We start from the raw sequence: 21,646 nt of genomic DNA, 5'->3' as shown, positions 1-21,646 counted from the left end.
CGTCGGCGGACGCCGGGCGGTCGGCGGACGCCAGCCCGTCGGCGGACGCCGGGCGGTCGGCGGACGCCAGCCCGTCGGCGGACGCCGGGCGGTCGCCGGACGCCAGCCCGTCGCCGGACGCCAGCCCATCGCCGGACGCCGGGCGGTCGGCGGAAGCCAGCCCGTCGCCGGACGCCAGCCCGTCGCCGGACGCCAGCCCATCGCCGGACGCCAGCCCATCGCCGGAAGCCAGCCCATCGCCGGACGCCAGCCCATCGCCGGAAGCCAGCCCATCGCCGGACGCCGGGCGGTCGGCGGAAGCCGCTTCGGGCGATGTGGCGTCGGAGGCGAGCAGTTCGACGGCCAGCGGTGTGCCGCCCCAGCGGGCGCAGACCCGCGCGGCACGCCCCCGCTCGTAGCCGGGCTCGCGGACGCGGTCCAGGAAGAGCGCCACCGCCCCGTCCGCCGAGTCCTCGGCCACGGGCAGCGCCTCCACGGGGAACACCCGCTCCCCGGGGAGCCCGAGCGGTTCGCGGCCGGTGGCCAGGACGACGAGGCCGGGGCAGCCGTCGAGCAGTCGGCCGATCAGGCCCGCGACGGCGCCCGGAGCGTGCTCACAGCCGTCGACGACGAGGAGACAGCGGCCCTGGCCGAGCCGTTCCTGCAGCGCCTGTTCCAGGGGCTGCCCGGGCCGCTCGGTCACGCCCAGCGCCACCGCCGGCGCCTGCGCGAGGAACTCCGGCCGGACCGGGGCCAGTTCGGCGAAGCCCCCGCCGGCGGAGAACTCATTCGCCGCCTCGGCGGCGACGACGGCGGCGAGCCTGGTCTTGCCCACTCCGGCGGGACCGGTGAGGGACACCAGCCGTTCCCGGCCCAGCGCCGCCCGGAGAGCGGCGCGTTCGGACGCCCGCCCGACGAAGGCCGTCTCCCATTCCGGCAGGCCCCGTAAGGTTTCCGCAGGGCTTTCCGCAGGGCCTGTCGATTCCTCAACGACGCAGTCCATCGCGGTTCTCCTCCTCATGGTCGTCGACCTGGTTGTCGACGGCAGTGGTGCGGGCGGTGCTGCGCGAGACCGCGACACCCACCAGACACAGCGCTCCGCCCGCCAGGGCCGTCAGGGTGGGCACCTCCCCGAGGAACAGCCACGACATCAGCACGACGACGACCGGCACCAGGTAGGTCGTGGCGCCCATCCGCCCGGCCGTGGTGCGCGCCAGCGCGTAGGCCCAGGTGGAGAAGGCCAGGGCCGTCGGGAAGACGCCGAGGTAGATGACGCCGAGCACCGCGCGCGCCGGGGCCGCGCCGAGGTCGTGGACCAGCCCACCGGCGAACGGCAGGCACGCCGCCGCGCCGACGGCACAGCCGAAGGTGGTGACCTGCAGCGCGGAGGCATGGCCGAGAGCGGGTTTCTGGGCCAGGACCCCGGTGGCGCAGCCGACGGCGGCGAGCAGGCAGAGCAGCACACCGAGCAGCGGTGCCCGGTCCTCGTCCGCGCCGGCGAGCCCCACCAGGCCGGCGCCCGCGCAGGCCAGTGCCACCCCGGCCAGCAGCCGCCGCGGGAGTCCCTCGCCCAGGAGCCGGGCGCCGAGCAGCGCGATCAGGATCGGGCCGATGTTCATCACGAGTGCCGCGGTGCCCGCGTCGACACGCTGCTCGGCCCAGTTCAGCGCGACGAAGTACACCCCGAACCACAGCAGTCCGGAGCCGAGGATGCCCGGCCACGCGGCGCGCGGCGGCAGCCCCTCGCCGCGTACGGCCAGGAAGGCGCCGAGGATCGCCGCGCCGACCAGGAGCCTGCCGAGGGCGAGGGCACCGGGTGAGAAGTGCGGCACGGTGTCGCGGATGACGACGAAGGCGGAGGCCCACAGCAGCACCGTGACCCCGGCCGCGGCCACCGCCCGGCGCTCGTCGGCTCTCCGTACCGCCGGCGTCCGGACCGTCATGGCACCGCTCCCTCCCCTTGCGACCGCGCGCTGCTGTGCCGTCACCGAGCCCACGGTTCACTCCGCCACGGGCCGCGCCCTGCCCGGCACCGCGGCGAGGACCAGCATGGTCGCGACCAGGGAGCCGACGGCGACAACCGGCCACACCAGGTGTTCCAGCTGGATGAAGAGCCAGCCGCCGAGGACCGGGCCGAGGGCGGTGCCCAGGCTCCAGGTGAACTGGAAGCCGCCGATGTAGTGGGCCTTGAGGTGGGCCGGCCCGGCGATCCCCGGGTACGCCATGGACGCCGGTCCGCCGATGATCTCGCCGAGGGACCAGATGAGCGTGCCGAGCAGGATGACGGCCGGCCCCAGCGGCAGTCCGTAGAGCGCGACGCCGGCGCTCAGCAGGACGAGCGTCAGCGAGATCGTCAGCCGGTGCGGCCAGGCCTGGGTGACTTTCGTGAGCAGCAGTTCGAAGCAGATGACGATGAAGCCGTTGAGGGAGACGGCCAGCGTGTACCAGAGGACCGCCACGTTCCGGGCCTCCACGTCGAGCGGCAGCGTGGAGAGGTACTGGGCGTACACCATGGCGTAGAGCAGCATCGCCACCAGGTACAGCACGTACCGCCGGTCGCGCATCATGGCCGCGTAGCCGCCGCGCCGGGGCTTGTCCTCCGCGGCGGCCTCCTCGTCTGCCTCCTCACCGGCCTGGGGCGCGGTGAGCGCCGCTTGGGCGGAGCGCGGCGGCAGGGTCCGCCAGGCCAGGGCCGCGTAGGCCAGGGCGATCAGCCCTTCGCACCAGAAGACCAGGGCGTAGCTCTTGTCGCCGAGGTTGTAGAGCGCGAATCCCAGGAGCGGTGCGATGGTGGCGCCGAGGTTGATGCCGAAGCGGTACATCGCGAAGATCATCACCTGCCGGTTGGCGGGGGTGAGATCGGACAGCAGGGTGGCGGACGCCGGGCGGTAGAGCTGGCCCACCAGGCTCACCAGGGCCACCGTGACCAGGATCAGGCCGTACGAGGGCAGATAGATCATCGAGGCCATGAGCACGCTCGCGCTCGCCATGCTGATGACGCTGGCGTTGCGGGCGCCGAGCCTGGTGGCGAGCGCCCCTCCGAAGAACACCCCGACGATGGCGCCGCTGCCGTACACGCCGAGGGCGAAGGCCGCCTGGCCGGTGGAGTAGCCCTTGGAGGAGAGGAACAGCACCAGGAAGATGTTGAGGAAGCCGCTGAGCCGGTTGACGAACACGCCGACGAGGAGGGTCTTGGCGGCGAGCGGGGCCTGTCGGAGGGTGGCTCCTACGGTGACCTTCTCGTCCCCGTCGGTGGCCTCCTGGGTGACACCGCTCATGGGCGTCCGCCCGTGACGACGCGGACGCGGGCGCGGACCTGCTCTTCGAGGGCGTCCAGGGCGTCGGGGGTGGGCGCGTCGATGAAGAAGGTGACGGACCGGTCGTCGGAGCTGGACAGCGGTTCCAGCACGCTGCCGCGCTCCTTGAGGACCAGTACGGCGCGCAGGGTCGGCGGGTCGTCCACGGCGCCGGGCTTGATCTCCGGCCAGACGCCGCTGTCGCTGATCCACTCGGGGCGTATCCCGGGCCAGTCGACGGTGACGCCCTGGAGTGTCCCGGGTTCGTGCTCCAGGTAGACCTGCCGCGTCCAGCGCCGGGGTTCCGGATAGCCGGCCGGCTCGCCGAGCGCGATGCGGATGATCTCCGGTTCGAGGGGGCGGCCGGTGGCGAGCTGGTAGAGGACCAGGATGCCGTCGCCGGGGGTGCGGGCGGCCACCTCCATCAGGCGGGGGCTGCCGTCCTCGCCGACCCGCCACTCCGCGTGGGTGATCCCGTCCTGGAACGCCAGCCCTTCCAGCAGCCGCCGGTTGGCGTCCAGCAGGGTCTCGCGCAGGTCGTCGCGGGGGCTGGGGACGCTGTGGGCGAGTTCGACGAAGGTGCGGTCGTGGCTGTCCGTGGTGTCCTTGCCGGTGACCGACGCGAAGATCACCCGGCCGTCCTGGACGAGGCTCTCGACGGAGAACTCCGGGCCGATGACCTTCTGTTCGACGAGGATGACCTCGTGGTCCGGGTAGCCGGCGAGCTGCCGGCGCAGCTCCCCCGGGCCGGTGACGGTCGTGACTCCGGAGCTGGAGGCCCGCGAGGCGGGTTTGACCACGGCCGGGTACCGCACCGCGCCCAGGTCGGCGGTGTCGCGCTCCCCGGCCGGGATGGTCAGCGAGGCGGGGCTGAGCTCGGGTGAGTACCACCGCTGGAGGAACTTGGCGCGGCTCGCGCGGCTGGCCCGCAGACCGGGGGAACGCACGCCGAGGCCGTCGGCGAGCAGACCGGTCGGCTCGGCGAGGTAGTCGCCGACGGCGTACGCGCCCACGATCCGGTAGGTGTCGCGCCAGGCCGCGGTGCGGGCGACCGCGCCGGCGACGAAGGCGCCCTGAACGGTGAAGTCGCCGGTGACATAGGCGATGTCGGTGATCTGGGAGGCGGGGTTCGACGTGTCGGCCATCGCCTCGGCCGCCTGTTCCCGGTAGGAGTCCGCCGTGATGACGAGGACCTTGAGGCCGCGCCGGGAGAGCTCGGTCAGGTACAGCGGGTTGCGGCGGATCACGGGGAAGGAGCCGGTCAGGATGAACGCCTCGGCCCTGTCGTCGGGACGGCCGGACGGGGATGCGGATTCGGGCATGTCTGCGTGTTCTCCTGGTTGCGTGCCAGTGCCGGTCATCGGGGGTGCCTTCCGGGGCCGGGGGCGGTCATGGGGGTCCGCGTCACGATCAGATGACCAGCTCGGAGACCGTGTCGTCGCCCGGGGGCGGGGGTGCCGGGGACGCGGTGTCCGGCGCGGCGGCGATCTCCTTCAGCATCGGCTGTTCGAGGAAGTACGCGAACGACGCGTAGCCCCGCCAGACCCGGCGCCACTCCGCCGCCACGGCCGCCTCGCCGAGGGTGCGCCGGACGCCGTCGAGGTGGGAGACGATGATGTCGGCGGCCTGCTTGGCGTGCCCGGCGGAGAAGTTGTCGATGGTCAGGTGGGCCTGTTCGTAACAGGTGTCGATGCCGTGGTGACGCAGCTTCTGGATCTCGTGCAGCCGCATCTCGCCGGAACCGAACATCTCGATGGCGAGGTTGTAGCCGAGGATCTCGTTGTAGAAGCGGTCGGGGAACAGGCACATGCACAGCTGCTGGAGCGCGAACCCGTAGAGGTCGTCGGGGAGTTCGTCCTGCTCCATGAACGCCTCGTCGCGGATGTGCGGCAGCTCGATGCCGGCGCTGGCCAGGACCCGGTGGGTCAGGGTGATGTGGTTCTTGCGCAGGTCTCCGTTGCCCATCTCGTCCGCGTAGATCGAGAAGAGCATGCCGTCGCTCTCGCGTTCGTCGTGGCCGAGGGTGGCCAGCCGGTGCAGCCAGGCGCCGTCGATGAGGTACGTGAGGTAGTAGGTGCTCTGCCGGAAGAGCACCTCGTCCCGGTCGGGTATCTCCTCCAGCGGCCGGTAGGGCTCGACGAGCTTCTCCCAGTAGATCCGCTCGGCCCGCTCGTACAGCGCCTGCGGGCTGTAGTCGAACCAGGTGGCGTCGGTGTACCTGCCTCCGCTGCCGTGGACGAAGAGGATCTCCGCGTCCTGGAAGCACTGCTCGGCCCGTTCGGCCGCCAGGGGCAGGGTGTTGGGGAAGTTCTCGATGTTGACCAGCCGGTGGAACAACGCGCGGTGGTCGCGGGGGTCGGCCTCGGCCACGACGACGTCGGCGGGGGCGCTGCGCGCGAGGGCGGTGCTCCAGCGTGCGGCCTGCTCGTCCCCCACCGTGTCGGGCGGGATCTCGATCTCGGGGCGCTCCCCGGCGTGGACGCGCGTCGCCCAGGCGCGGAAGGTGGCCGCCTCCCGTTCGTCGAAGATCCCGAACATCGGCCCGCCGAACCTCATGGCGTCGGTGAACCGGCAGCCGCCGTCTCCCGATCCGGTGGGGCGCAGGTACCGGGAGTCGCGGAACTCGGTGAGGAAGGCGGCGAGTCCGGGCGCCGTGGCCTCGCCCCGGGCGGGCCCGGAGGCGCCGAAGATGTCCGAGAGCAGACGGTCGCCGACGCGGACGCCGCCGTGCTGGGTTCCGGCCAGGGGAGCGTGCCGGGCGATGATCTCGGCGACCTTCGCCTCCACGCTCAGACCCGCGCGGAAGGAGGCCAGCTCGGTGAGCATCGCGGTGTGCTCCCGCTCCAGGTCCAGCGTCAGCCGCACGGCGGCGCGCAGCCGTCGCCGTTCGTCCGGGCCGGCCAGGGCCAGGTACGCGACGAGTGCCTCCCGCAGCCGCTGCTCGGACAGCGGCGGCGCGGTACCGGTCAGCAGGTCGTCGGTGCCGAGCGCGAAGAAGGCGTAGTGCACACCGACGACTTCGGGCAGGAAGTTGGCGGGCAGCCGGGAGAGCGCGAGGTAGAAGCAGCCGTGCAGCGCGGTCAGGGGGCGGGCCCGCGCCTTGTCGAGGAAGTCGACGGCGGCGATCGACGGCAGGTGGACGCCCTCCGTCTCCAGCGCCTGCCGCCGCAGGTGGGCCAGGCCGCGCTTGCCGTTGCCCGGTCCGCGCAGGGTCAGGTGGTGGGTGAAGAGCCGGTTGACGATGACGGACGGCTGGGTGGCGGGCTGCGAGACGTGGTCGAGCCAGCAGCCTCCCAGCAGCGCCAGGGGGGCGCGCTGCCGGACGACGGCCTCCCGGGGCTCGGGGTCGGGACGACCGAGCGCGTCGGCCGTCCCGGCCAGCTCGGCGCGCACCTCGGCGACCTGGGCGGCGATGATCGCCGCCGCGGCTTCGGGCTCGGCCGCCGCGTACGGCCCGTCCTCGGGGTGCTCTCCCTCGGACGGGAGGAAGGCGTGCAGGATCCGCCGCGAGAGCAGCAAGGACGCCTCGGACTCCTGGTCGCGCAGGAGCCGGTGGAACAGGGCCCGGGGTTCCAGGGACGCCGCCGCGGCCGCGTCGCGGCCCGCCGGGCTGAACTCGAACGGGCGGCGTGGTAGGGCGGCGATGGTGTCGGGCAGGCGGAAGGGCACGAAGGTCCGTTCGCGGCGCCATGCGCGCGGATTCTGTGCGGTGGTCATTCCAGGGCTCCCTCTCCTCGGGACTCTCGCGTTCCTCGGGCCGCTCGGCCGGTCATCCGCGCTCGGCGCTCCGCAGCAGGACACCGATGCGCTGCCCGGGGACACCGGCCGCGAGCATGTAGAGACGGCCGGGCTCGATCTCGCCCAGGGCGGCCCGGTCGACGAGGTTGATGAGCGGGTCGGCGGCGAAGCAGTGCCCGACGCGGGCGATGTTGTCGGTGTGGAGCTGCTCGGCCGTGAACCCGGCCTGGCGCTCCTTCATCACGACCACGGGCTTGAAGATGTTGGCGTGCATCAGGCCGGCGACATCGCCGAGCTTGCCGCCCAGCGGCGTGAGGAGGCGGTCGTTGACCGTGCGGGCGAGGTCGGCGCTGATCTCGTTGGAGTGGTCGAGGGTCCGCCTGTCCTGTGCGGTCGCGCAGCCGAGGACCTCGTAGCCGCCGTCGGCCAGGGTGTCGCTCTCGCCGTCGGCCACGATCAGGCAGCCGGCCGCCGCGTCGCTGAACAGGGCGTAGCTGACCATGCGGTCCGACTCGCGCGCCGCGCTGTCGGTCGTGACGACCAGCACCCTGCGGTACCGCCCCGCGGCGACGAAGGCGGTGGCCGTGTCGATCGCCGCCAGGAGGTTGACGCAGCGGTTCAGGTTCTGGCCGTAGAACGGTATGTCGCCGAGGCCGGCTCCGGTGAGGAAGGTCTCCATGAACCGGCCGTGGACCTCCGAGGGGCCCGGTATCCGGGTGGAGCACAGCACGACCGCTTCGACCGAGGACGGGTCGGCGCCCGCCGCCCGCAGCGTGGCCGTGGCGCTGTCGGCCGCCATGGCCTCCAGGCTCCGCTCGGTGCGGCGTACGTGCCCCCAGCCCCACAGTTCGGGCGTCGGCGGCATGCGGAACTCCGCCGCCCGGTCCAGCAGGTTGGCGATCTCGGTGTGGTGCACCTCGGTCTCGCCGAGCGTGTACCGGGGGCCGTGCAGGCGGACTTCGGACTTGCCCATGACCTTCTCCGCTTCCTTGTCCGGGGGGTTTCGCGCTCCGGGGCCCGGGTGCTCGTCCGGGGGTCAGACCGGCGGCCGGGCCGCCATCAGGTGGTTGATCTCGCGGTGCGCGGGGGCCTGCCCGGTGAACGAGAACGTCCCCCGGTCGCGGACCTCGCGCGCCGCCTGGAGGAATCCGCCGAGCGCGGCCCGCGCGAAGGCCGAGCCGACGCTGATCCGGGTGGCGCCGCAGGCGGACAGTTCGTCCACCGAGAGCGGCGGGCGCCCGCCCGCGAGGACGTTCAGCGGCTTGCCCACCGCCGCGCGGACGGCACGGATCGCGTCGGCGTCGGGCAGGGCGGGGGCGTACAGGACGTCCGCGCCCGCCTCCTCGTAGGCCTGGAGCCGCGCGATGGTGTCCTTGAGGTCGTCCCGCCCGTGGAGGTGGTTCTCCGCCCGCGCGGTCAGCGTGAACGGGAACGGCAGCGCCCTGGCCGCGTCGACGGCTGCGGCGACCCGGTCGGCGGCCTCGCGCAGGGGGCGGACCGGGTCGCCCGGGTCGCCGGTCGCGTCCTCGATGGAGGCGCCCACCAGCCCGGCTTCGGCGGCGAGCCGGACGGTCCGCGCCACCTCCTCGGCACAGTCCGCGTAGCAGCTCTCCAGGTCGCCGCTGACCGGCAGCGCGGTGGCGGCCACGATCGACCGCGCGTTGGCCAGCGCCTCGTCGCGCCGCACCAGGTTCGCGCCGTCCGCCCGGCCGAGACAGAAGGCGAGGCCGGCGCTGGTCGTCCCGAGCGCCGGGAAACCGAGCTGCCCCAGCAGCAGGGCGCTCCCGGCGTCCCAGGCGTTCGCCATGACGAAGGCCCGCTCGCCCTCGTGCAGCCGGGCGAAGGCGACGGCTCTGCGGTACTGGTCCTGCGGGTCGAGCTGCACCGCTTCTCCTCCAGGTGGCTTCGCTAGATCACTTCGATGTGCCGGTCGGCCCGCACGGCGTCGAGCAGCAGGTCGGTGACGGCCTTGGGGCTCTTGTCGCGGAAGTAGAAGTGGCCGCCGTCGACCCAGTGGAGCGCGGGCGGGGTGCGGCACTCGTCGGTCCACTTCCGCATCTTGTCGGCGTGCAGGTAGGCGTCGTCGCGGCCGCCGATGACGGAGACGCTCACGTTCAGCGGAGCGGCCGGGCGGTAGCGGTACCCGGCGGCCATCCGGAAGTCCGCGATCACGCCGGGGAGCAGGAGGTCGAGGACGTCCTCGTGCTCCATGATCTCCGGGGGGAACCCGTCGAAGAAGCGCAGTTGCTCGGCGAACTCCCTGCCGTCCAGGGCGGCGAGCTCCAGCACCCGCCGCGAGGGCGCGAGGGCGGGGGCGGAGATCCCGGACACGAACAGGTGGCGCAGGCCCGGCAGGTCACGCAGCCTGCGGGCGGTCTCGAAGGCGACCAGGCCGCCGAGGCTGTGTCCGAAGAGATAGACGGGGCGGGCGCCGCCGGTGTCCGACTCCCGGGCGTGGACGGCCGCCGCGGCGCCCTCGGCGAACTCCTCCAGGGTGGGGCGCGGCTCGGCCGCCCGGTGGCCGCGTCCGGGCGGGCACACGGCGACGAGCTGCGCCTCGTCACCCAGTTCGGTCCCCCAGGCCAGGAACGATCGGGGGTCTCCGCCGGCGTGGGCGAAGCAGTACACGCGGGGCGCGTCGGGTGCGCCGGATCCACCGGATCCGCCGGTCACGAACCAGTCGGAGGGGCGCTCGGGAGCGGTCATGCCGCCCTCCCTTCCGCGGATCCGGGCAGCCGGAAGGTGTGGGTGCGGGAGCGTGCCGGATCGCCCGGCCGCACGTGGAGTTCGCCGGGGCCGGGACGCAGCACGACCGCCGCGACCGTCCGTTCGCGCCGGATGTCGCCGTTTCCCTCGACCCGGATGGGCGGCGCCGAGAGCACCGCGAAGTGGTCCTCGACGCCCGCGTCGGACGGCAGTTCCGCCAGTGCCCCGCGGCAGGTGTCCAGCCGCTGCCGGGAGAAGTTCCTCGCGAAGACGTTGAGTTCGTCGTGCGGGGCGAAGTCCGGGTGCAGGAAGTGGTTCGTGTGCGTGGTGACGTCGGCCTCGGTGATCCGCAGGTCGTCCCCGAGGAACTCCAGCCACGCCGTCTTCCTGCTGTCGCACAGGACGAGGGTGCGTGAGCTGGTCAGTCTCAGGCCCCGCAGGATCTCCACCGCCTCGTCGACGCCGGAAGCGGTGTCCAGCACGTGGCGGATGGCCAGGTAGGGCGGCAGGCCGGGGCGCCAGGCGCCGCCCAGCACGAGGTTGAGCCCCACGGCGAGCCCGTCGCTGTTGACGCCGAGGTAGCCGAGCAGGCCGCCGAAGCTCAGCACGAGGGCCTGGCGGGGCGATCCGGTGGGCGCGACGTGCAGGACGCTGATCTGGTCGTCGAGATCGCCGTTGAGGTCGACGGTCTGCGCCAGCACGGGCGGACCGTCCCCGGCCCGGGCGTAGGTCGTGCAGTCCCCCGCCACCGGGATCCGCCGGTACCCCATGATCTCGCGCCGCAGTTGCAGCAGCAGGGCCTCGTCCTCGGTCAGTCCGGCCCCCGCCGCGAGGCCGCGTATCTCCTCGGCCAGCCGTGGCGTCTGGGACTCGATCTCCGCGCGGTGGGCGGCCAGCGTGTCCCGCAGCGACCGCATCGAGACGGGGTCCGGCATGATCCGGGCGAGCCGGGCCAGGCCGTCACCGACGAAGTCGCGCAGCCGCTCGCCCAGTTCCGCGCCGTGCCGGTGTCCACAGGTGTAGGGGTCGCCGTGGATCCGGACGAACGGAACCTTCAGCTCCGTCCCGCTTTCCGGCCCGGCCCCGGGCTCCGTCACGGTTTCCGGCCCGGCCCCGGGCTCCGTGCGGATCATGCCGACTCCGGCCGGCGGACCTTGGCCCGGGTCAGGAGTTGCTCCCGGACCCCGGGCCACTCCCCCCGCAGGACGCTGTAGTAGATGGCGTCACGGCGACGCCCGCCGGGCATCGGGTTGAAGCTGCGGAGCGTCCCCTCCTCGGTGGCGCCGATGTTGAGCAGGCCGCGGCGGGCCTGTTCGTTGAGGACGTCCGTCTTGAACTCGACCCGCTCGGCGCCGAGTTTTTCGAAGGCCTGCTCCAGCATGAGGAACTTCGCCCAGCGGTTGATGCCCTGCCCCTGGAACTTCGTGCCGAGCCAGGACCAGCCGATCTCCAGCCGGCCGTCCGCCTCGGCCATGTTGCAGAAGCTCATGCTGCCCGCCGTACGGCCGGTCGGCTTGTCGATGATGTGGTGGACGACCCGCCGGCCGGCGTCCTGGTCGGCGAGGGCCGCGTCGAAGAACGCGTCGAAATCCGCGTCGGTCTCGATCAGCATCACGAAGTAGCGCCAGATCTCCGGGCTCATGGCCGGCTCGCGCAGCGCCTCGCGGTCCTCGGGGACGATCGGGCGGAGCAGGACGTGCTCGTTCTCCAGGACCGTCCTCGCGGTCTGTGCCCAGGTCATGTCAGGCCACCTCTCCGGTGTGGCGCGTCAGCGCCTCGGTCACGTCGCGCAGTGTGGTCATGCCGGCGACGTCGGGTTCGGTGAAGCTCGCCAGGCTCACCCCGGCCTCGTCGCAGGCCGACATCAGGAACAGAACCTTGTTGAGGGAGGTCAGCCCGTAGCCGTCGGCGAGGTCGGTGTCGAGGTCGAGGTCCTCGGGCGCGACGTCGGTTTCCAGCACCCGGGCCAGGTTCGTCCTGGCCACGGTCTCGATCTTGGAATCGGTCTCAGACTGCATGGACACTTCCCCGGGTGTCGTGGATCGCCGAACGGTAGGTGTCGAGGATCCGGCCTCGTCTGGGTTTGAGTTGTGAGGTCAGCAAGCCGTTCTCGACGGTGAACCGGCCGCGCGCCACCACGACCTTGCGGATCTGCTCGTCCGCGCCGAACGCCGCGTTGGTGTGCGCCAGTTGCTCCGCGATGGCCTGCTCCTTCTCCGCTCCGACGGTGTCGCCGGCCGGTGAGACCACGGCCACGAGGTGCGTCTGGTCGGGGCAGAACACCACGCACTCCTCAATGGCCGGGTGGGTCCGCATGTGCTCCTCCAGCGGCCGCACGGCGATCTTCCGGCCGTTGTCCAGCACGATGACGTCGTCGGCGCGGCCGCGGATGTAGAGGAAGCCGTCCTCGTCGAGGTGGCCGATGTCGTTGGTCCGCACGATCCCGTCCGCCGTGAAGACGCTGTCCGACACGCCCGGGGGTGCCTGCTCGTAGCCCCGGCACACCGGGTGCTCGCTGCGGACGTGGATCACGCCGTCGGCGTCCAGGAGCACCTGCTTGCCCGGCAGGACGCGCCCGACGCTGCCCTCGCGGTGGGCGCCCGGGTGGTTCTTCGCCACGATGCAGGTCTCGTTGAGGCCGTAGCCCTCGAAGATCGGCAGCCCGAGGCGACGGAAGAACCTCAGCGTGCCGGTGCCCGCCGGGGCCGAGCCCGTCCACAGGTAGCGGACGCGGTTCCCGAACAGTCTCCGGGCGGCGGCCCGCTCCGGTTCGCCGGACCCGGGCTCCGCGCGGCCCGCCTGCGCTTCGATGTGCTTCTTGGCGGTCTCGAAGAAGCCCGGCACGCCCATGACCACCGTCGGCCGGGTCTGCCGCAGGGCGGGGAAGGCGGCCTCGTAGGTGCTGATGGTGACGTCATGGCCGAACCGGAGCGCGGAGTACGTCCAGTAGCGCTGCTGGAGCACCGACAGCGGGAGGAAGACGAAGAGGTCGTCGTCGGGCCCGTGCGCGAACATCTCCTGCACGGCGAGCAGGTCGCTGTCGATGCTTCCGACGCTCGCCGTGAGGGACTTGGGCTCGCCGGTGCTGCCGGAGGTGAGCTTGAGCGAGGTCGCGTCCTCGGGCCCGTAGACCACCGGCGGCAACTCCCGTGCGGGGTCCGCCTCCTGGTCGGCCGCCATGCGCACGACGTCGCCGAGAGGCCTGATGCCGGGGGCGTCCGGCGCCATCACGCCGGTTCTGTCGGTGAACAGCAGCCGGAGCCGGTAGCGGTCCAGGAGGGCGGGCTCGGGGGTGGCGAACTTGGCTGGGTCGAATCCGACGGTCAGGACACCGAGCCGCAGGGCGGCGAGATCGAGCAGCACCCATTCGAGGCAGTTGGCGGCGAGGATGCCGACCCGGTCGCCGCGGGCGAGGCCGAGGTCGCGCAGGGACAGCGCGAGCCGCCCGGCGCGTTCGTACAGCTCGGTGAGTTCCAGGGTCTCGGTGCCGCCGAGCCGGACGAAGGAGATCCGGTGTCCGGGGGCGGGGGGACGGGCGACGATGTGGTTGATCACCGACGGTCCGGTCATGTCGCGTTCCCCTCCCGCTCGGTCAGCCACGCGCCGATCCGGCCCGCCATGGCCCGTACGGTGTCGACCTCGGGCAGCCGGTCCAGCGTGATCGTCAGACCGAACCGCTTGCGGACGTCGGTGAGGATGCGCGCGGCCGCGAGGGAGTCGCCGCCGAGGTCGTACAGGGTGCGGGTGACGTCCAGGTCCACGTCCGCGATCCGGAGCACCCTCGTCCACAGGGCGGCGACCTCGCGTTCCAGCTCCGTGTCGGGCGCGGCGCCGGCGGCGGAGGGTTCGGCGGCGCCGGCGACGGCCACCAGCCGGGCCCGGTCCACCTTGCCGTTCCTCGTCAGCGGCAGGCTGTCGTGCCAGTGGACGGCGGCGGGGACCATGTAGGGCGGCAGGTGGCGGCGCAGTGCCTCACGGATCGTCTCGGCCCCCGGGCGGTCTTCCGAGGCCGGTACGAGGTGGGCGACGAGCCGGCTGCCGTGCTCCCCGTCCTGCCGTACGACGACCGCTCGTGCCACGCCGTCCAGGGCGGTCAGCCTCGTCTCGACCTCTCCGGCCTCGACGCGGTAGCCGTTCACCTTGATCTGGAAATCGCTCCGGCCGAGGATGTCGATCTCGCCGCTGGGCAGGTAGCGGCCCAGGTCGCCGGTCCGGTAGAGCCGTTCGCCCCGCACGGGGTCGTGGACGAAGCGCTCCGCCGTCCGCGCCTCGTCGCCCCAGTAGCCCCGGGCGAGGCCGGTGCCCGCGGCCCAGATCTCACCGGTCACCCAGTCGGGCACGTCACAGCGGTACTCGTCCAGGACGTAGGTCCGGTTGTTCGCGTTGGGCCGGCCGTAGGGGATGCTGTGCGAACCGTCCTCCTCCTTGCCGACCGGGTGCAGGATGTTCCAGATGGTGGTCTCCGTCGGTCCCCCGAGCGAGACGACCTCCAGGTCGGGCTTGAGCCCGCGCAGGGCGGCGGGGAGCGCGGGGGGAATGCGGTCGCCGCTCATCATCACCAGGCGCAGCGCGGCCAGTGCCCCGGATCCGTCGGGGCCCTCGGCCACGGCCTCGTCGTGGAGCAGGGACACGATGGCGGGGACGGAGTTCCAGACGGTCACGCCGGTCTCGTCGCACCGCCGCAGCCAGTGCGCGGGGTCGGCCGCCTTGTCGGCGTCGGGCAGGACCACGGCGGCTCCTGTGCACAGGGCGCCGAAGACGTCGTAGACGGACAGGTCGAAGTTGAAGGCGCTGATGCCGAACAGTCTGTCCGCGGGCCCGACGTGGAAGCGGGCGGTGCAGTCGGCGACGACGTTGGCGACGGAGGCGCGGCTGACCATGACGCCCTTGGGCTCGCCCGTCGTGCCCGAGGTGTAGAGGACGTACGCGAGATGGTCGTCGTCGTCCGCCCCGGGGACCGGGCGCGGGTCGGGCGGCGTGCCGGGCGGCAGGGGCCGCGTCGCGTCGAGGGTGAGGACGTCGTGGCCGTCCTGCTCGCCGGTGATGCCGTCGGCGTTGGTCAGGACATGGCGCACCCGGCCGTCGGCCAGCATGTAGGCGCGGCGTTCCGCGGGCAGTGCGGCGTCGACGGGCAGGTAGGCGGCGCCGGCGAGCAGGGTGGCGAGGATGCCGATGATCTGCTCGGGCCCCCGGTTCATGACGAGGCCGACCAGTTCGTCGGGGGCCGCGTCGCGCTCGCGCAGCCAGGCGGCGGCGTGCGCGGCGTGCCCGTAGAGGTCCGCGTAGCTCAGGGTTCCCGCGCTGGTCATCACAGCCGGTGCGTCGGGCGCCGCTTCGACGTGGGCCAGGAAGGCGTCCGTCAGCATGCCGGGGGCGGGCCGCGGGGCCGCCGTGTCGTTGGCGGCCCGGCGCCGGCGGCGCTGCGCTTCGGGGAGCAGGTCGAACGTCGTCGCCTGCCAGGCTCCGTCCGTGCCGAGGGCTTCGAGGAGCCGCTGGTACCCGGCGACCAGGTCCTCGATCAGTCCCTCGGGGAAGAGTTCGTCCACGCTGTCGAACTGGACCACCACGCCGCCGTGTTGTTCGAACGCGGAGACGTCCAGCCAGACCTGCGGGGTCTGGCTGGAGGTGTACACCTCCGGGCCGAACAGTTCCAGCGTCGAGCCGTCGACGTCGGCGTGCACGTACCCCAGGGCGCTGTTGAAGGTGTACGGCATCCGGCTCTGGGCGGTGTCGCCCCCGCGCCGGGCGAGCTCCCGCATCACCTCGATGCCGGTGAAGTGCCGGTTGTCCAGGCCCTGGCGGAGCCGGCTCTGCAGGGCGCGGGCCCGCTCGGCGAACGTGGTGCCGCGGTCGACGTCGACCTCGACGAGCATGGTCTCGCAGAAGTTGCCGACCGCGTCGAAGATGCGCGGGTGGATCGGCGGGCGGTTGGCCACCGTGGTGTTGATCGTGAAGCGCGATCCGGCGCCCCAGGCGGCGAGCGTGTCGGCGTAGACCGCGAACAGCACGGCGGACGGGGTGAGTCCGGCGTCCGCGGCGCGGGCCTTGAGTGCGGCCCACGGCGCTTCGGCCAGCCGTGCGAAGCGCGCGGTGAACCGGGGTTCGTCGATCGACGACGGGCTCTTGCGCATCGGCAGGGCGGGGCGCGGGGCGAGATCGTCGAGCCGCTCCAGCCAGTGGGCGCGGGAGCGCCGGGCCGGGGCGCGGGTGCGGGCGGCCTCCAGGGCGGCGACGTACGCCTCGAACGAGGCCTCTTCGCTCTCCGGTGTCTCGGTGCCGGGGGCCTCGGTGCCGGGGGTTTCGGACGCGCGGTAGGCGGACCACCAGTCGCGGAAGAACAGGAACATGCTGGTGGCGTCCATGACCAAGCCGTCGTGGTCGACGTGCAGGACCATGCGGTCGTCGGCCAGGATCGTGACGTCCGCAGCCAGCAGCGGCGCCCGGTCGGCGGGGAGGACGCGGTGCGAGCGCTGCTCGCGCAGGGCGAGCCGGTGCTCCCGCTGCGCCTCCTCGCTCCGGCCGCGCAGGTCGAAGCGCCCGATGCGCACCTCGACGGAGTCCTCCCGCACCTGCCTGCCGTCGGCGGTGAAGCGGGTGCGCAGGGCTCCGTGGCGGGCGACGACCGCGGCCAGGGCGCTCTCCAGCCGGTCGAGATCCCAGGCGCCCTCGATCTCGTGGTAGACGTGGCTGGCCACGTTGCCGATCTCCACGTGCTCGCCGCGGCCGACGAGGTAGCTCTGCTGCAGGCCGGTCAGCGGGAAGCCCTCGGGCGCGTCGAGGTGGGCGATCAGCGCGGCCTTGTGTTCCCTGATGCGGCCGAGGAGTTCGGCGTCCATGCGGTCGCGCGGGCCCTGCAGTTTGAGGTCGGCGCCGGCGGCGGTGAGGGTGAGGCCGCGCGCCTCGATCTCGCGGAGCACCTGTACGTGGCTCATGCCGTCACCTCCAGGTGGGCGGCGAGGGCGTCGGGCTCCGCGCCGTCGGCGATGAGGGCGGCCAGTTCGGCGACGCTCTTGTCGCCGAGCAGGTCCTCGATGGACACGTCGGCGCCGACCTGCTCGGTGATCTGGTACTGCAGGGCGATGACCTGCAGCGATTCCATGCCCATCTGGACGAGCGTGCTGTCCCGCACGGGCGCGTCGGACGGCAGCCGCAGGGTGTGGCGGACCAGGTCGCTCAGCCAGGGAAGCAGCAGCGGGCCGGTGCCCTCGGGCCCGGGCTGCGGAGCGGCTTCGGCCTGGGGCGCGGGGTTCTGCTCCGGGGTCCCCGGGGTGGCGAAGAACTCCTGCCGGGTCAGGTCGATCGGGGTCCCGGCGGGCACCAGGGTGACGGTGCGGGGCCATTCGGTGGGCGGGGGCCCGCCGAGGGCGGCGGCGAGGCGCGCCGCGAACCGCGGCATGACGGGGGCGGCGCAGGCGGCGAGCAGGCGGGCGGCGGCGAGTTCGAGGGCGATGGCGGTCCGGGCCTCGTCCTTGCAGCTGTCGACGTCCGCGGCGGGGGCCTGGAGCCGGGCGAAGGAGGTGACGTCCTCGACGATGCCGTTCAGGGTCTCGGCCGCCTGGTTGAGGGAGAACCCGTCGGGTCCGAGACTGCCGGTCAGGAGCCTGAGCCGCGTGTCCAGGCGGGCCAGGAAGGCGGTGTGCTCGGGCGTCCAGGTGCCGGCGTCCGGGGCGGCGCCGCCGTAGCGCTTCTCGATGCGGTCGCCGAGTCCGTTCAGCCAGCCCTGCCAGGACCCGATGAGGGTCTGCCGCACGTACGTCTCGTACGCGTCGTGCTCGAAGTTGGTGCGGCGGCCTTCGGGACGGGTGAGCGCCAGGTAGAAGCGTATGGAGTCGACCGTGCGGGGGCTCAGGACGTCCTTGCCCCAGATGACGTGGCGGCGGCTGGTGGAGAACTTGCTGTTGTCGAGCAGGTAGAACTCGTTGATGTGGTAGTCGATGTCCGGGGTCCAGTCCGGATGGGCGATCCGGTAGAGCGCGGGGACGAACATCGGGTGGAAGAAGCTGCCGTCCGAGCCCAGGAAGTGGACGATCTTCCAGTCCTGCTCGGGTGCGTCCGCCCGCCAGGACCGGCCGAGGCCGCGGCCGAGCGACTCGATGCCGTGGAGGATGCTGTAGGCGTAGTCCAGCCACGACCAGATGACCTGGCCCTCCGCCTCCGTGCCGGCGGGCCGCACGCCCCAGGTGGCGGGGTGGGTGACGGGGATGTCGAGGTGCTCGCGGCGGAGGAGCCGTTCGGCCAGTTCCTTCACCGGGGCCGGCACCCGGCCCAGTCGGTGGTGGGCGGCGATGTCCTCGGCCAGCCGGTGCAGCGGCAGGGTGTAGCGGGTGACGGTGCCTTCGCGGGGCGGGGCGTCGGAGGCGGTGGAACGCGGGTCGACGAGGTCGGTGCAGACGTTGGGTTCCAGGCAGGCCTCGCAGACGTTCCCGCCGGTTTCCGCCTGGCAGGTGGGGCAGCGCCCGGTGACGCCGGACTCGAACAGATACGTGCCGGTCACGGCGTCGAAGAGGGCGGCGCCCGCGCGGGGGGCGACCGTGCCGGAGTCCGTGAGGCGGGAGAAGAACGCCCGCAGGGCGTCCGGGTAGGCGTCGTCCCGGCTGGTCGCCGTGTACTGGTGGACATCGATGTCCATCAGCCGCAGCGTGGCGAGGATCTCGGCACTGTAGTGGGCGGCGGTCTCCGCCGGCTCGCGTCCCTCCCGGCGAGCGGCGGCCACGACGTAGTTCTGGTAGTCGTCGCTGCCGGTGAGATGCCAGGCGTCGGCACCGTTCATGCGCTGGTAGCGGACGAAGACGTCCGCGCCGAAGAACGGCCCGGACAGATGGCCCAGGTGGAGGTCTCCGTTGGGGGTCGGCGCGGAGGAGAACACGAACAGCGGGCGGGCCCCGAAGCGGCGGTCGCCGGGCCCGCCCGCCGCGTGCGCGGCCCGGTCGGCATCGCGCCAGTACAGGCTGAGCAGCACCAGCGGGGTGTCGCCGGTGTTCTCGACGGAGTGCGTCTCGAAGGGCTCGAACTGGACGACCGTGCCCGCCCGCACCGGGTGTTTCCCGACGCCGACGGTCAGTTCGCCGGTGCCCGAGGCGACCACCCAGGTCTCGGTCTCGTCGTGCTGGTGGGCCTCCGACCGGGCGCCGGGTTCGATGTCGACCCAGGCGGCGGCGACGCCCAGCCGTGCCGCGGCTCCGGTGTCGAGGGACGTGACGTCGATTCCGTAGGACTTCTGTAACTCGTCCGCGCTGTAGGTGCTGATCTTCACGGGTGGCTCCTTCGGTTCTGTGCCGGGCGGGGCCGCGGGTCGGGCAGCGCCAGCAGGTCGGCGGCCTGCGACGCGATGGCCGGGGCGAGGCGGTAGCCGGATCCGCTCGCCGCGCCGGCGAAGACGACGCGCCCGTCGGCGTCGAGGGCTCGTACTTCCGGTTCGCCGGTGCTGCTGTAGGCGTCGCAGAACACCCGGGCGGACAGGGCCCGTTCGGCGAGTTCCGGTGCGTACCGGCGCAGGCTCTCCCGTGCTTCGCCGGCGTTGTCGGGGGACAGTCCGCTCGCTGTCGCCGCGGGGTCGACGTCCCATTCCTGACAGGTGTAGCTGAACAGCCAGTGGCCCCGGTCCTTCAGGGGCAGCAGGAAGGCGTCCTCGTCCTGGAAGACGACGGCGCGATCGCCGGTGGCCGGCGCACGGTCGATGTGCAGGGCGATGATCTTCTTGATCCGGGCGCCGAGCGGGGCGACGAGGTCCCGCCAGGCGGGTGCGTGGAGCCAGGGCCCCGGGGCGAGGACGACCTGGCGTGCCGTCAGTGTCTCGCCGGTGCCGAGCCGCAGCGCCACGCGCCGGCCGTCGCGGGCCGGGCCGGGGGCGTCGGGGTCGACGGCCTCGACCTCCACGCCTTCGCGGAAGGTCACCAGGTGGCGCAGCTCGCGCACCAGGGCCTGAACGAGGGCGTACACGTCGGTGTGGTGGGCGCCCTCGCATGCGAAGACCCTGGACCGCTCCGGGTGGCGGATGCCGGGCGGGCCGCCGGACGGGCCGTCGGTCCGTGTCAGCCGAGCGCTGTCGAGGTAGGTCTCGCGGAGCTTCGCCTCGCTCGCCGCCGCGACGACGGACAGGGCGACCGGATGGATCGGCAACGCGGGGTCGAGGTCCCTGAGTTTGTCGTAGTAGTCCTGGCTGTAGCGGGCCATGCGCCGTACGCGCTCGGTGGCTCCGCGGGGGCAGTGCAGGCCGGCCGAGCGGCGGCTCGCCCCGCTTCCGACGGTGTCGCGGTCGAGGACGACGACGGATGTGCCGGGTGCGCGGGCGGTGATGTGCCGGGCGATGAGGCAGCCGACGATCCCTCCGCCGACGACGGCGACGTCGGCTCCGGGCGGCATCAGAGCCCGCCCGGCTCGTCACCCGAGGGTTTGGCCGACCATTCGACGAAGGACGGCAGTTGCTCGTCGGAGCCCACGCCGACGATCCGGTCGAGGATGCGGCGGCTCCGCCAGGCGGTGAGGCTCAGATTGGGGTCGGCCAGGCCGCGCTGCCCGCGTGCGGCGTTCTGCATGAAGATCATGCGGTTCGGGGGTCCGTCCCATCGGACGGCGAAGTCCTGGTCGATGTGGTACTCGTCGCCCTCGCGCTCCAGGCGGTCGGCGATCGGCTCCAGGAAGTCCGTCGGGGCGGGACGGAAGCCGGTGGCCCACACGATGACGTCCACGTCGACGTGCTCGACGGCCTCGGGCCGGTCATTGTGTGCCATCTTGATGGTCCATCCGCCGGCCGGATTGCCGGTCACGTCGGTGACTCCCCGGTTCGGCAGCAGCGCCACGAGGTCCTCGGCACCGTGGATGAACCGGTGTTCGTAGCAGCGCTGGTAGATCTCCCGCAGCGTCGATCCGGAAATGCCGTCGCTGCTCAGCACGTTTTTTCTGTTGAGCGAGTCCCGGGTCACCCGGTCCAGTCCGAAGAAGTACTCGGAGTAACTCGGGACGTAGTACTCGTTGGTGAACGGGGAGTCGTCGATGGGAAAGTAGTTCCCCCGTCGCGATATCCACGTCACCCGCCTGGGTAACTCTCGCGGTGGCCGCTGGATCAGATCCAGGAACGCCTCGGCGCCGGACTGGCCGCCGCCTACGACAGCGACTCTCTTTCCGGCCAGGTTCTGTGTTTCGAGGGTGAAGTCGGAGACGTGGAACTGGGTATCTCCGAGCTTCCCCTGAGCCGCTTTCGGAACCCATGGGCTGGTTCCGACACCGACGACGATGTTCTCCGCCTGCAGGGTCCGCCGGCTGGTGTGCACGACGAAGTCGTCGTCGAATTCCACGGCGAGGACCTTCTCGCCGAAAACGACGTTCTTGTTGCGGCGGCTGGCCCACTCCAGGTAGTTGCGGAACTCCATGCGCGGCACGGCGTCGTACTGTGCGTTGATGAAGTGGTAGATCTTCCCCTGCTCGTGCAGATACGACAGGAACGAGAACCCGTTCGTGGGGTCGGACAGCAGGACGAGGTCCTTCAGCAGCGAGACCTGCAGCGATGCGCCGGGCATCTGCTGCCCGTCGTGCCAGCCGAACTGGTCCTTCTGGTCGAGGAAGAGGTTGGGGACCCCGGGTCGGTCGTGCAGCAGCGACGCCAGACTCAGATTGGCCGGCCCGACCCCGATGCCCAGACAGCGGTAGTACGGCGAACTGCTTTCGGTGGTGCGTGTACTGCTTTTCGCGGAAGATTTTTCCACAGCGCTAACACACTCCCAGCACTGACGCTACTGACCATCTGACGGAATTCTGCAGTCATGCGGAGCGCCGACTCGAAGTGGCGCTACAGAACAGCCCCCAGCGCGATCAAGAGGATCGCCCCAGCAAGAGCTTATCGACAGATGCTTCTCAGTGGGTGGCTGTTACACATGACGGAGGCCGGATCGCTGGCACGTGACGAGAAACAATCGGACGTCGCGGCTGGT

Annotated in this window: 15 protein-coding genes and 1 pseudogene; all 16 read right to left on the bottom strand. The window is 72.2% G+C overall.

Annotated features, from left to right (window positions below; translation table 11 throughout):
- A pseudogene (locus ABZ948_RS29885) lies at nucleotides 1-838 on the bottom strand (hypothetical protein); the annotation flags it as partial.
- A 127-nt stretch (nucleotides 839-965) separates the two neighbouring features.
- Nucleotides 966-1,922: a DMT family transporter gene (locus ABZ948_RS29880; RefSeq protein ID WP_359764687.1), complete on the bottom strand. Its 957-nt coding sequence runs from the start codon at nucleotides 1,920-1,922 to the stop codon at nucleotides 966-968.
- 57 nt (nucleotides 1,923-1,979) lie between these two features.
- Nucleotides 1,980-3,257 (bottom strand): MFS transporter, encoded by a 1,278-nt coding sequence (locus ABZ948_RS29875; protein ID WP_359764685.1) that lies wholly within the window; start codon nucleotides 3,255-3,257, stop codon nucleotides 1,980-1,982.
- Nucleotides 3,254-4,597, bottom strand: a complete 1,344-nt coding sequence (locus ABZ948_RS29870; protein WP_359764683.1) for an ATP-grasp domain-containing protein — start codon at nucleotides 4,595-4,597, stop codon at nucleotides 3,254-3,256. Before ABZ948_RS29870 ends, ABZ948_RS29875 begins: the two co-directional genes overlap by 4 nt.
- A gap of 88 nt (nucleotides 4,598-4,685) precedes the next feature.
- Entirely contained in the window at nucleotides 4,686-6,992 is a 2,307-nt protein-coding gene (locus ABZ948_RS29865; RefSeq protein WP_359764681.1) for an iron-containing redox enzyme family protein, read from the bottom strand.
- Between the two features lie 52 nt (nucleotides 6,993-7,044).
- Nucleotides 7,045-7,986 carry a beta-ketoacyl-[acyl-carrier-protein] synthase family protein gene (locus ABZ948_RS29860; RefSeq protein ID WP_359764679.1) on the bottom strand — a complete coding sequence of 314 codons (942 nt, stop codon included), beginning with the start codon at nucleotides 7,984-7,986 and terminating at the stop codon, nucleotides 7,045-7,047.
- Nucleotides 7,987-8,049: 63 nt separating this feature from the next.
- Nucleotides 8,050-8,898, bottom strand: coding sequence for an isocitrate lyase/PEP mutase family protein (locus ABZ948_RS29855; RefSeq protein ID WP_359764677.1), 849 nt, complete (start codon nucleotides 8,896-8,898; stop codon nucleotides 8,050-8,052).
- Nucleotides 8,899-8,921: 23 nt separating this feature from the next.
- Nucleotides 8,922-9,719, bottom strand: a complete 798-nt coding sequence (locus ABZ948_RS29850) for a thioesterase II family protein (protein ID WP_359764675.1) — start codon at nucleotides 9,717-9,719, stop codon at nucleotides 8,922-8,924.
- Nucleotides 9,716-10,852 carry a C45 family autoproteolytic acyltransferase/hydrolase gene (locus ABZ948_RS29845; protein WP_359764673.1) on the bottom strand — a complete coding sequence of 379 codons (1,137 nt, stop codon included), beginning with the start codon at nucleotides 10,850-10,852 and terminating at the stop codon, nucleotides 9,716-9,718. Before ABZ948_RS29845 ends, ABZ948_RS29850 begins: the two co-directional genes overlap by 4 nt.
- Nucleotides 10,849-11,460 carry a GNAT family N-acetyltransferase gene (locus ABZ948_RS29840; protein WP_359764671.1) on the bottom strand — a complete coding sequence of 204 codons (612 nt, stop codon included), beginning with the start codon at nucleotides 11,458-11,460 and terminating at the stop codon, nucleotides 10,849-10,851. The genes ABZ948_RS29845 and ABZ948_RS29840 overlap by 4 nt, the downstream gene beginning before the upstream one ends.
- A 1-nt stretch (nucleotide 11,461) precedes the next feature.
- Complete coding sequence (locus tag ABZ948_RS29835) at nucleotides 11,462-11,737, bottom strand: phosphopantetheine-binding protein (protein ID WP_359764669.1); 276 nt, start codon at nucleotides 11,735-11,737, stop codon at nucleotides 11,462-11,464.
- Nucleotides 11,727-13,289, bottom strand: coding sequence for an AMP-binding protein (locus tag ABZ948_RS29830; protein ID WP_359764667.1), 1,563 nt, complete (start codon nucleotides 13,287-13,289; stop codon nucleotides 11,727-11,729). The genes ABZ948_RS29835 and ABZ948_RS29830 overlap by 11 nt, the downstream gene beginning before the upstream one ends.
- Entirely contained in the window at nucleotides 13,286-16,651 is a 3,366-nt protein-coding gene (locus tag ABZ948_RS29825) for a non-ribosomal peptide synthetase (protein ID WP_359764666.1), read from the bottom strand. Before ABZ948_RS29825 ends, ABZ948_RS29830 begins: the two co-directional genes overlap by 4 nt.
- Nucleotides 16,648-18,972 (bottom strand): class I tRNA ligase family protein, encoded by a 2,325-nt coding sequence (locus ABZ948_RS29820; RefSeq protein WP_359764664.1) that lies wholly within the window; start codon nucleotides 18,970-18,972, stop codon nucleotides 16,648-16,650. The genes ABZ948_RS29825 and ABZ948_RS29820 overlap by 4 nt, the downstream gene beginning before the upstream one ends.
- A complete protein-coding gene (locus ABZ948_RS29815; RefSeq protein WP_359764662.1) occupies nucleotides 18,969-20,081 on the bottom strand; it encodes an NAD(P)/FAD-dependent oxidoreductase in 1,113 nt (370 codons plus the stop codon). Before ABZ948_RS29815 ends, ABZ948_RS29820 begins: the two co-directional genes overlap by 4 nt.
- On the bottom strand, nucleotides 20,081-21,421 hold the full coding sequence (locus tag ABZ948_RS29810; RefSeq protein WP_359764660.1) for a lysine N(6)-hydroxylase/L-ornithine N(5)-oxygenase family protein: 1,341 nt from the start codon (nucleotides 21,419-21,421) through the stop codon (nucleotides 20,081-20,083). The genes ABZ948_RS29815 and ABZ948_RS29810 overlap by 1 nt, the downstream gene beginning before the upstream one ends.
- Between the last annotated feature and the right edge of the window lie 225 nt (nucleotides 21,422-21,646).

It is taken from the genome of Streptomyces olindensis (assembly GCF_040645895.1).
Classification (GTDB): domain Bacteria; phylum Actinomycetota; class Actinomycetes; order Streptomycetales; family Streptomycetaceae; genus Streptomyces; species Streptomyces olindensis.
The sequence above is the reverse complement of the archived record's forward strand: the minus strand, read 5'-3'. Positions and strand labels throughout refer to the sequence as shown.

Bases quoted from the DNA above. Each gene is read 5' to 3' on its own strand.
- ABZ948_RS29880 (WP_359764687.1), bottom strand. From the start codon at position 1,922: ATGACGGTCCGGACGCCGGCGGTACGGAGAGCCGACGAGCGCCGGGCG.
- ABZ948_RS29875 (WP_359764685.1), bottom strand. From the start codon at position 3,257: ATGAGCGGTGTCACCCAGGAGGCCACCGACGGGGACGAGAAGGTCACC.
- ABZ948_RS29870 (WP_359764683.1), bottom strand. From the start codon at position 4,597: ATGCCCGAATCCGCATCCCCGTCCGGCCGTCCCGACGACAGGGCCGAG.
- ABZ948_RS29865 (WP_359764681.1), bottom strand. From the start codon at position 6,992: ATGACCACCGCACAGAATCCGCGCGCATGGCGCCGCGAACGGACCTTC.
- ABZ948_RS29860 (WP_359764679.1), bottom strand. From the start codon at position 7,986: ATGGGCAAGTCCGAAGTCCGCCTGCACGGCCCCCGGTACACGCTCGGC.
- ABZ948_RS29850 (WP_359764675.1), bottom strand. From the start codon at position 9,719: ATGACCGCTCCCGAGCGCCCCTCCGACTGGTTCGTGACCGGCGGATCC.
- ABZ948_RS29845 (WP_359764673.1), bottom strand. From the start codon at position 10,852: ATGATCCGCACGGAGCCCGGGGCCGGGCCGGAAACCGTGACGGAGCCC.
- ABZ948_RS29840 (WP_359764671.1), bottom strand. From the start codon at position 11,460: ATGACCTGGGCACAGACCGCGAGGACGGTCCTGGAGAACGAGCACGTC.
- ABZ948_RS29835 (WP_359764669.1), bottom strand. From the start codon at position 11,737: ATGCAGTCTGAGACCGATTCCAAGATCGAGACCGTGGCCAGGACGAAC.
- ABZ948_RS29830 (WP_359764667.1), bottom strand. From the start codon at position 13,289: ATGACCGGACCGTCGGTGATCAACCACATCGTCGCCCGTCCCCCCGCC.
- ABZ948_RS29825 (WP_359764666.1), bottom strand. From the start codon at position 16,651: ATGAGCCACGTACAGGTGCTCCGCGAGATCGAGGCGCGCGGCCTCACC.
- ABZ948_RS29815 (WP_359764662.1), bottom strand. From the start codon at position 20,081: ATGCCGCCCGGAGCCGACGTCGCCGTCGTCGGCGGAGGGATCGTCGGC.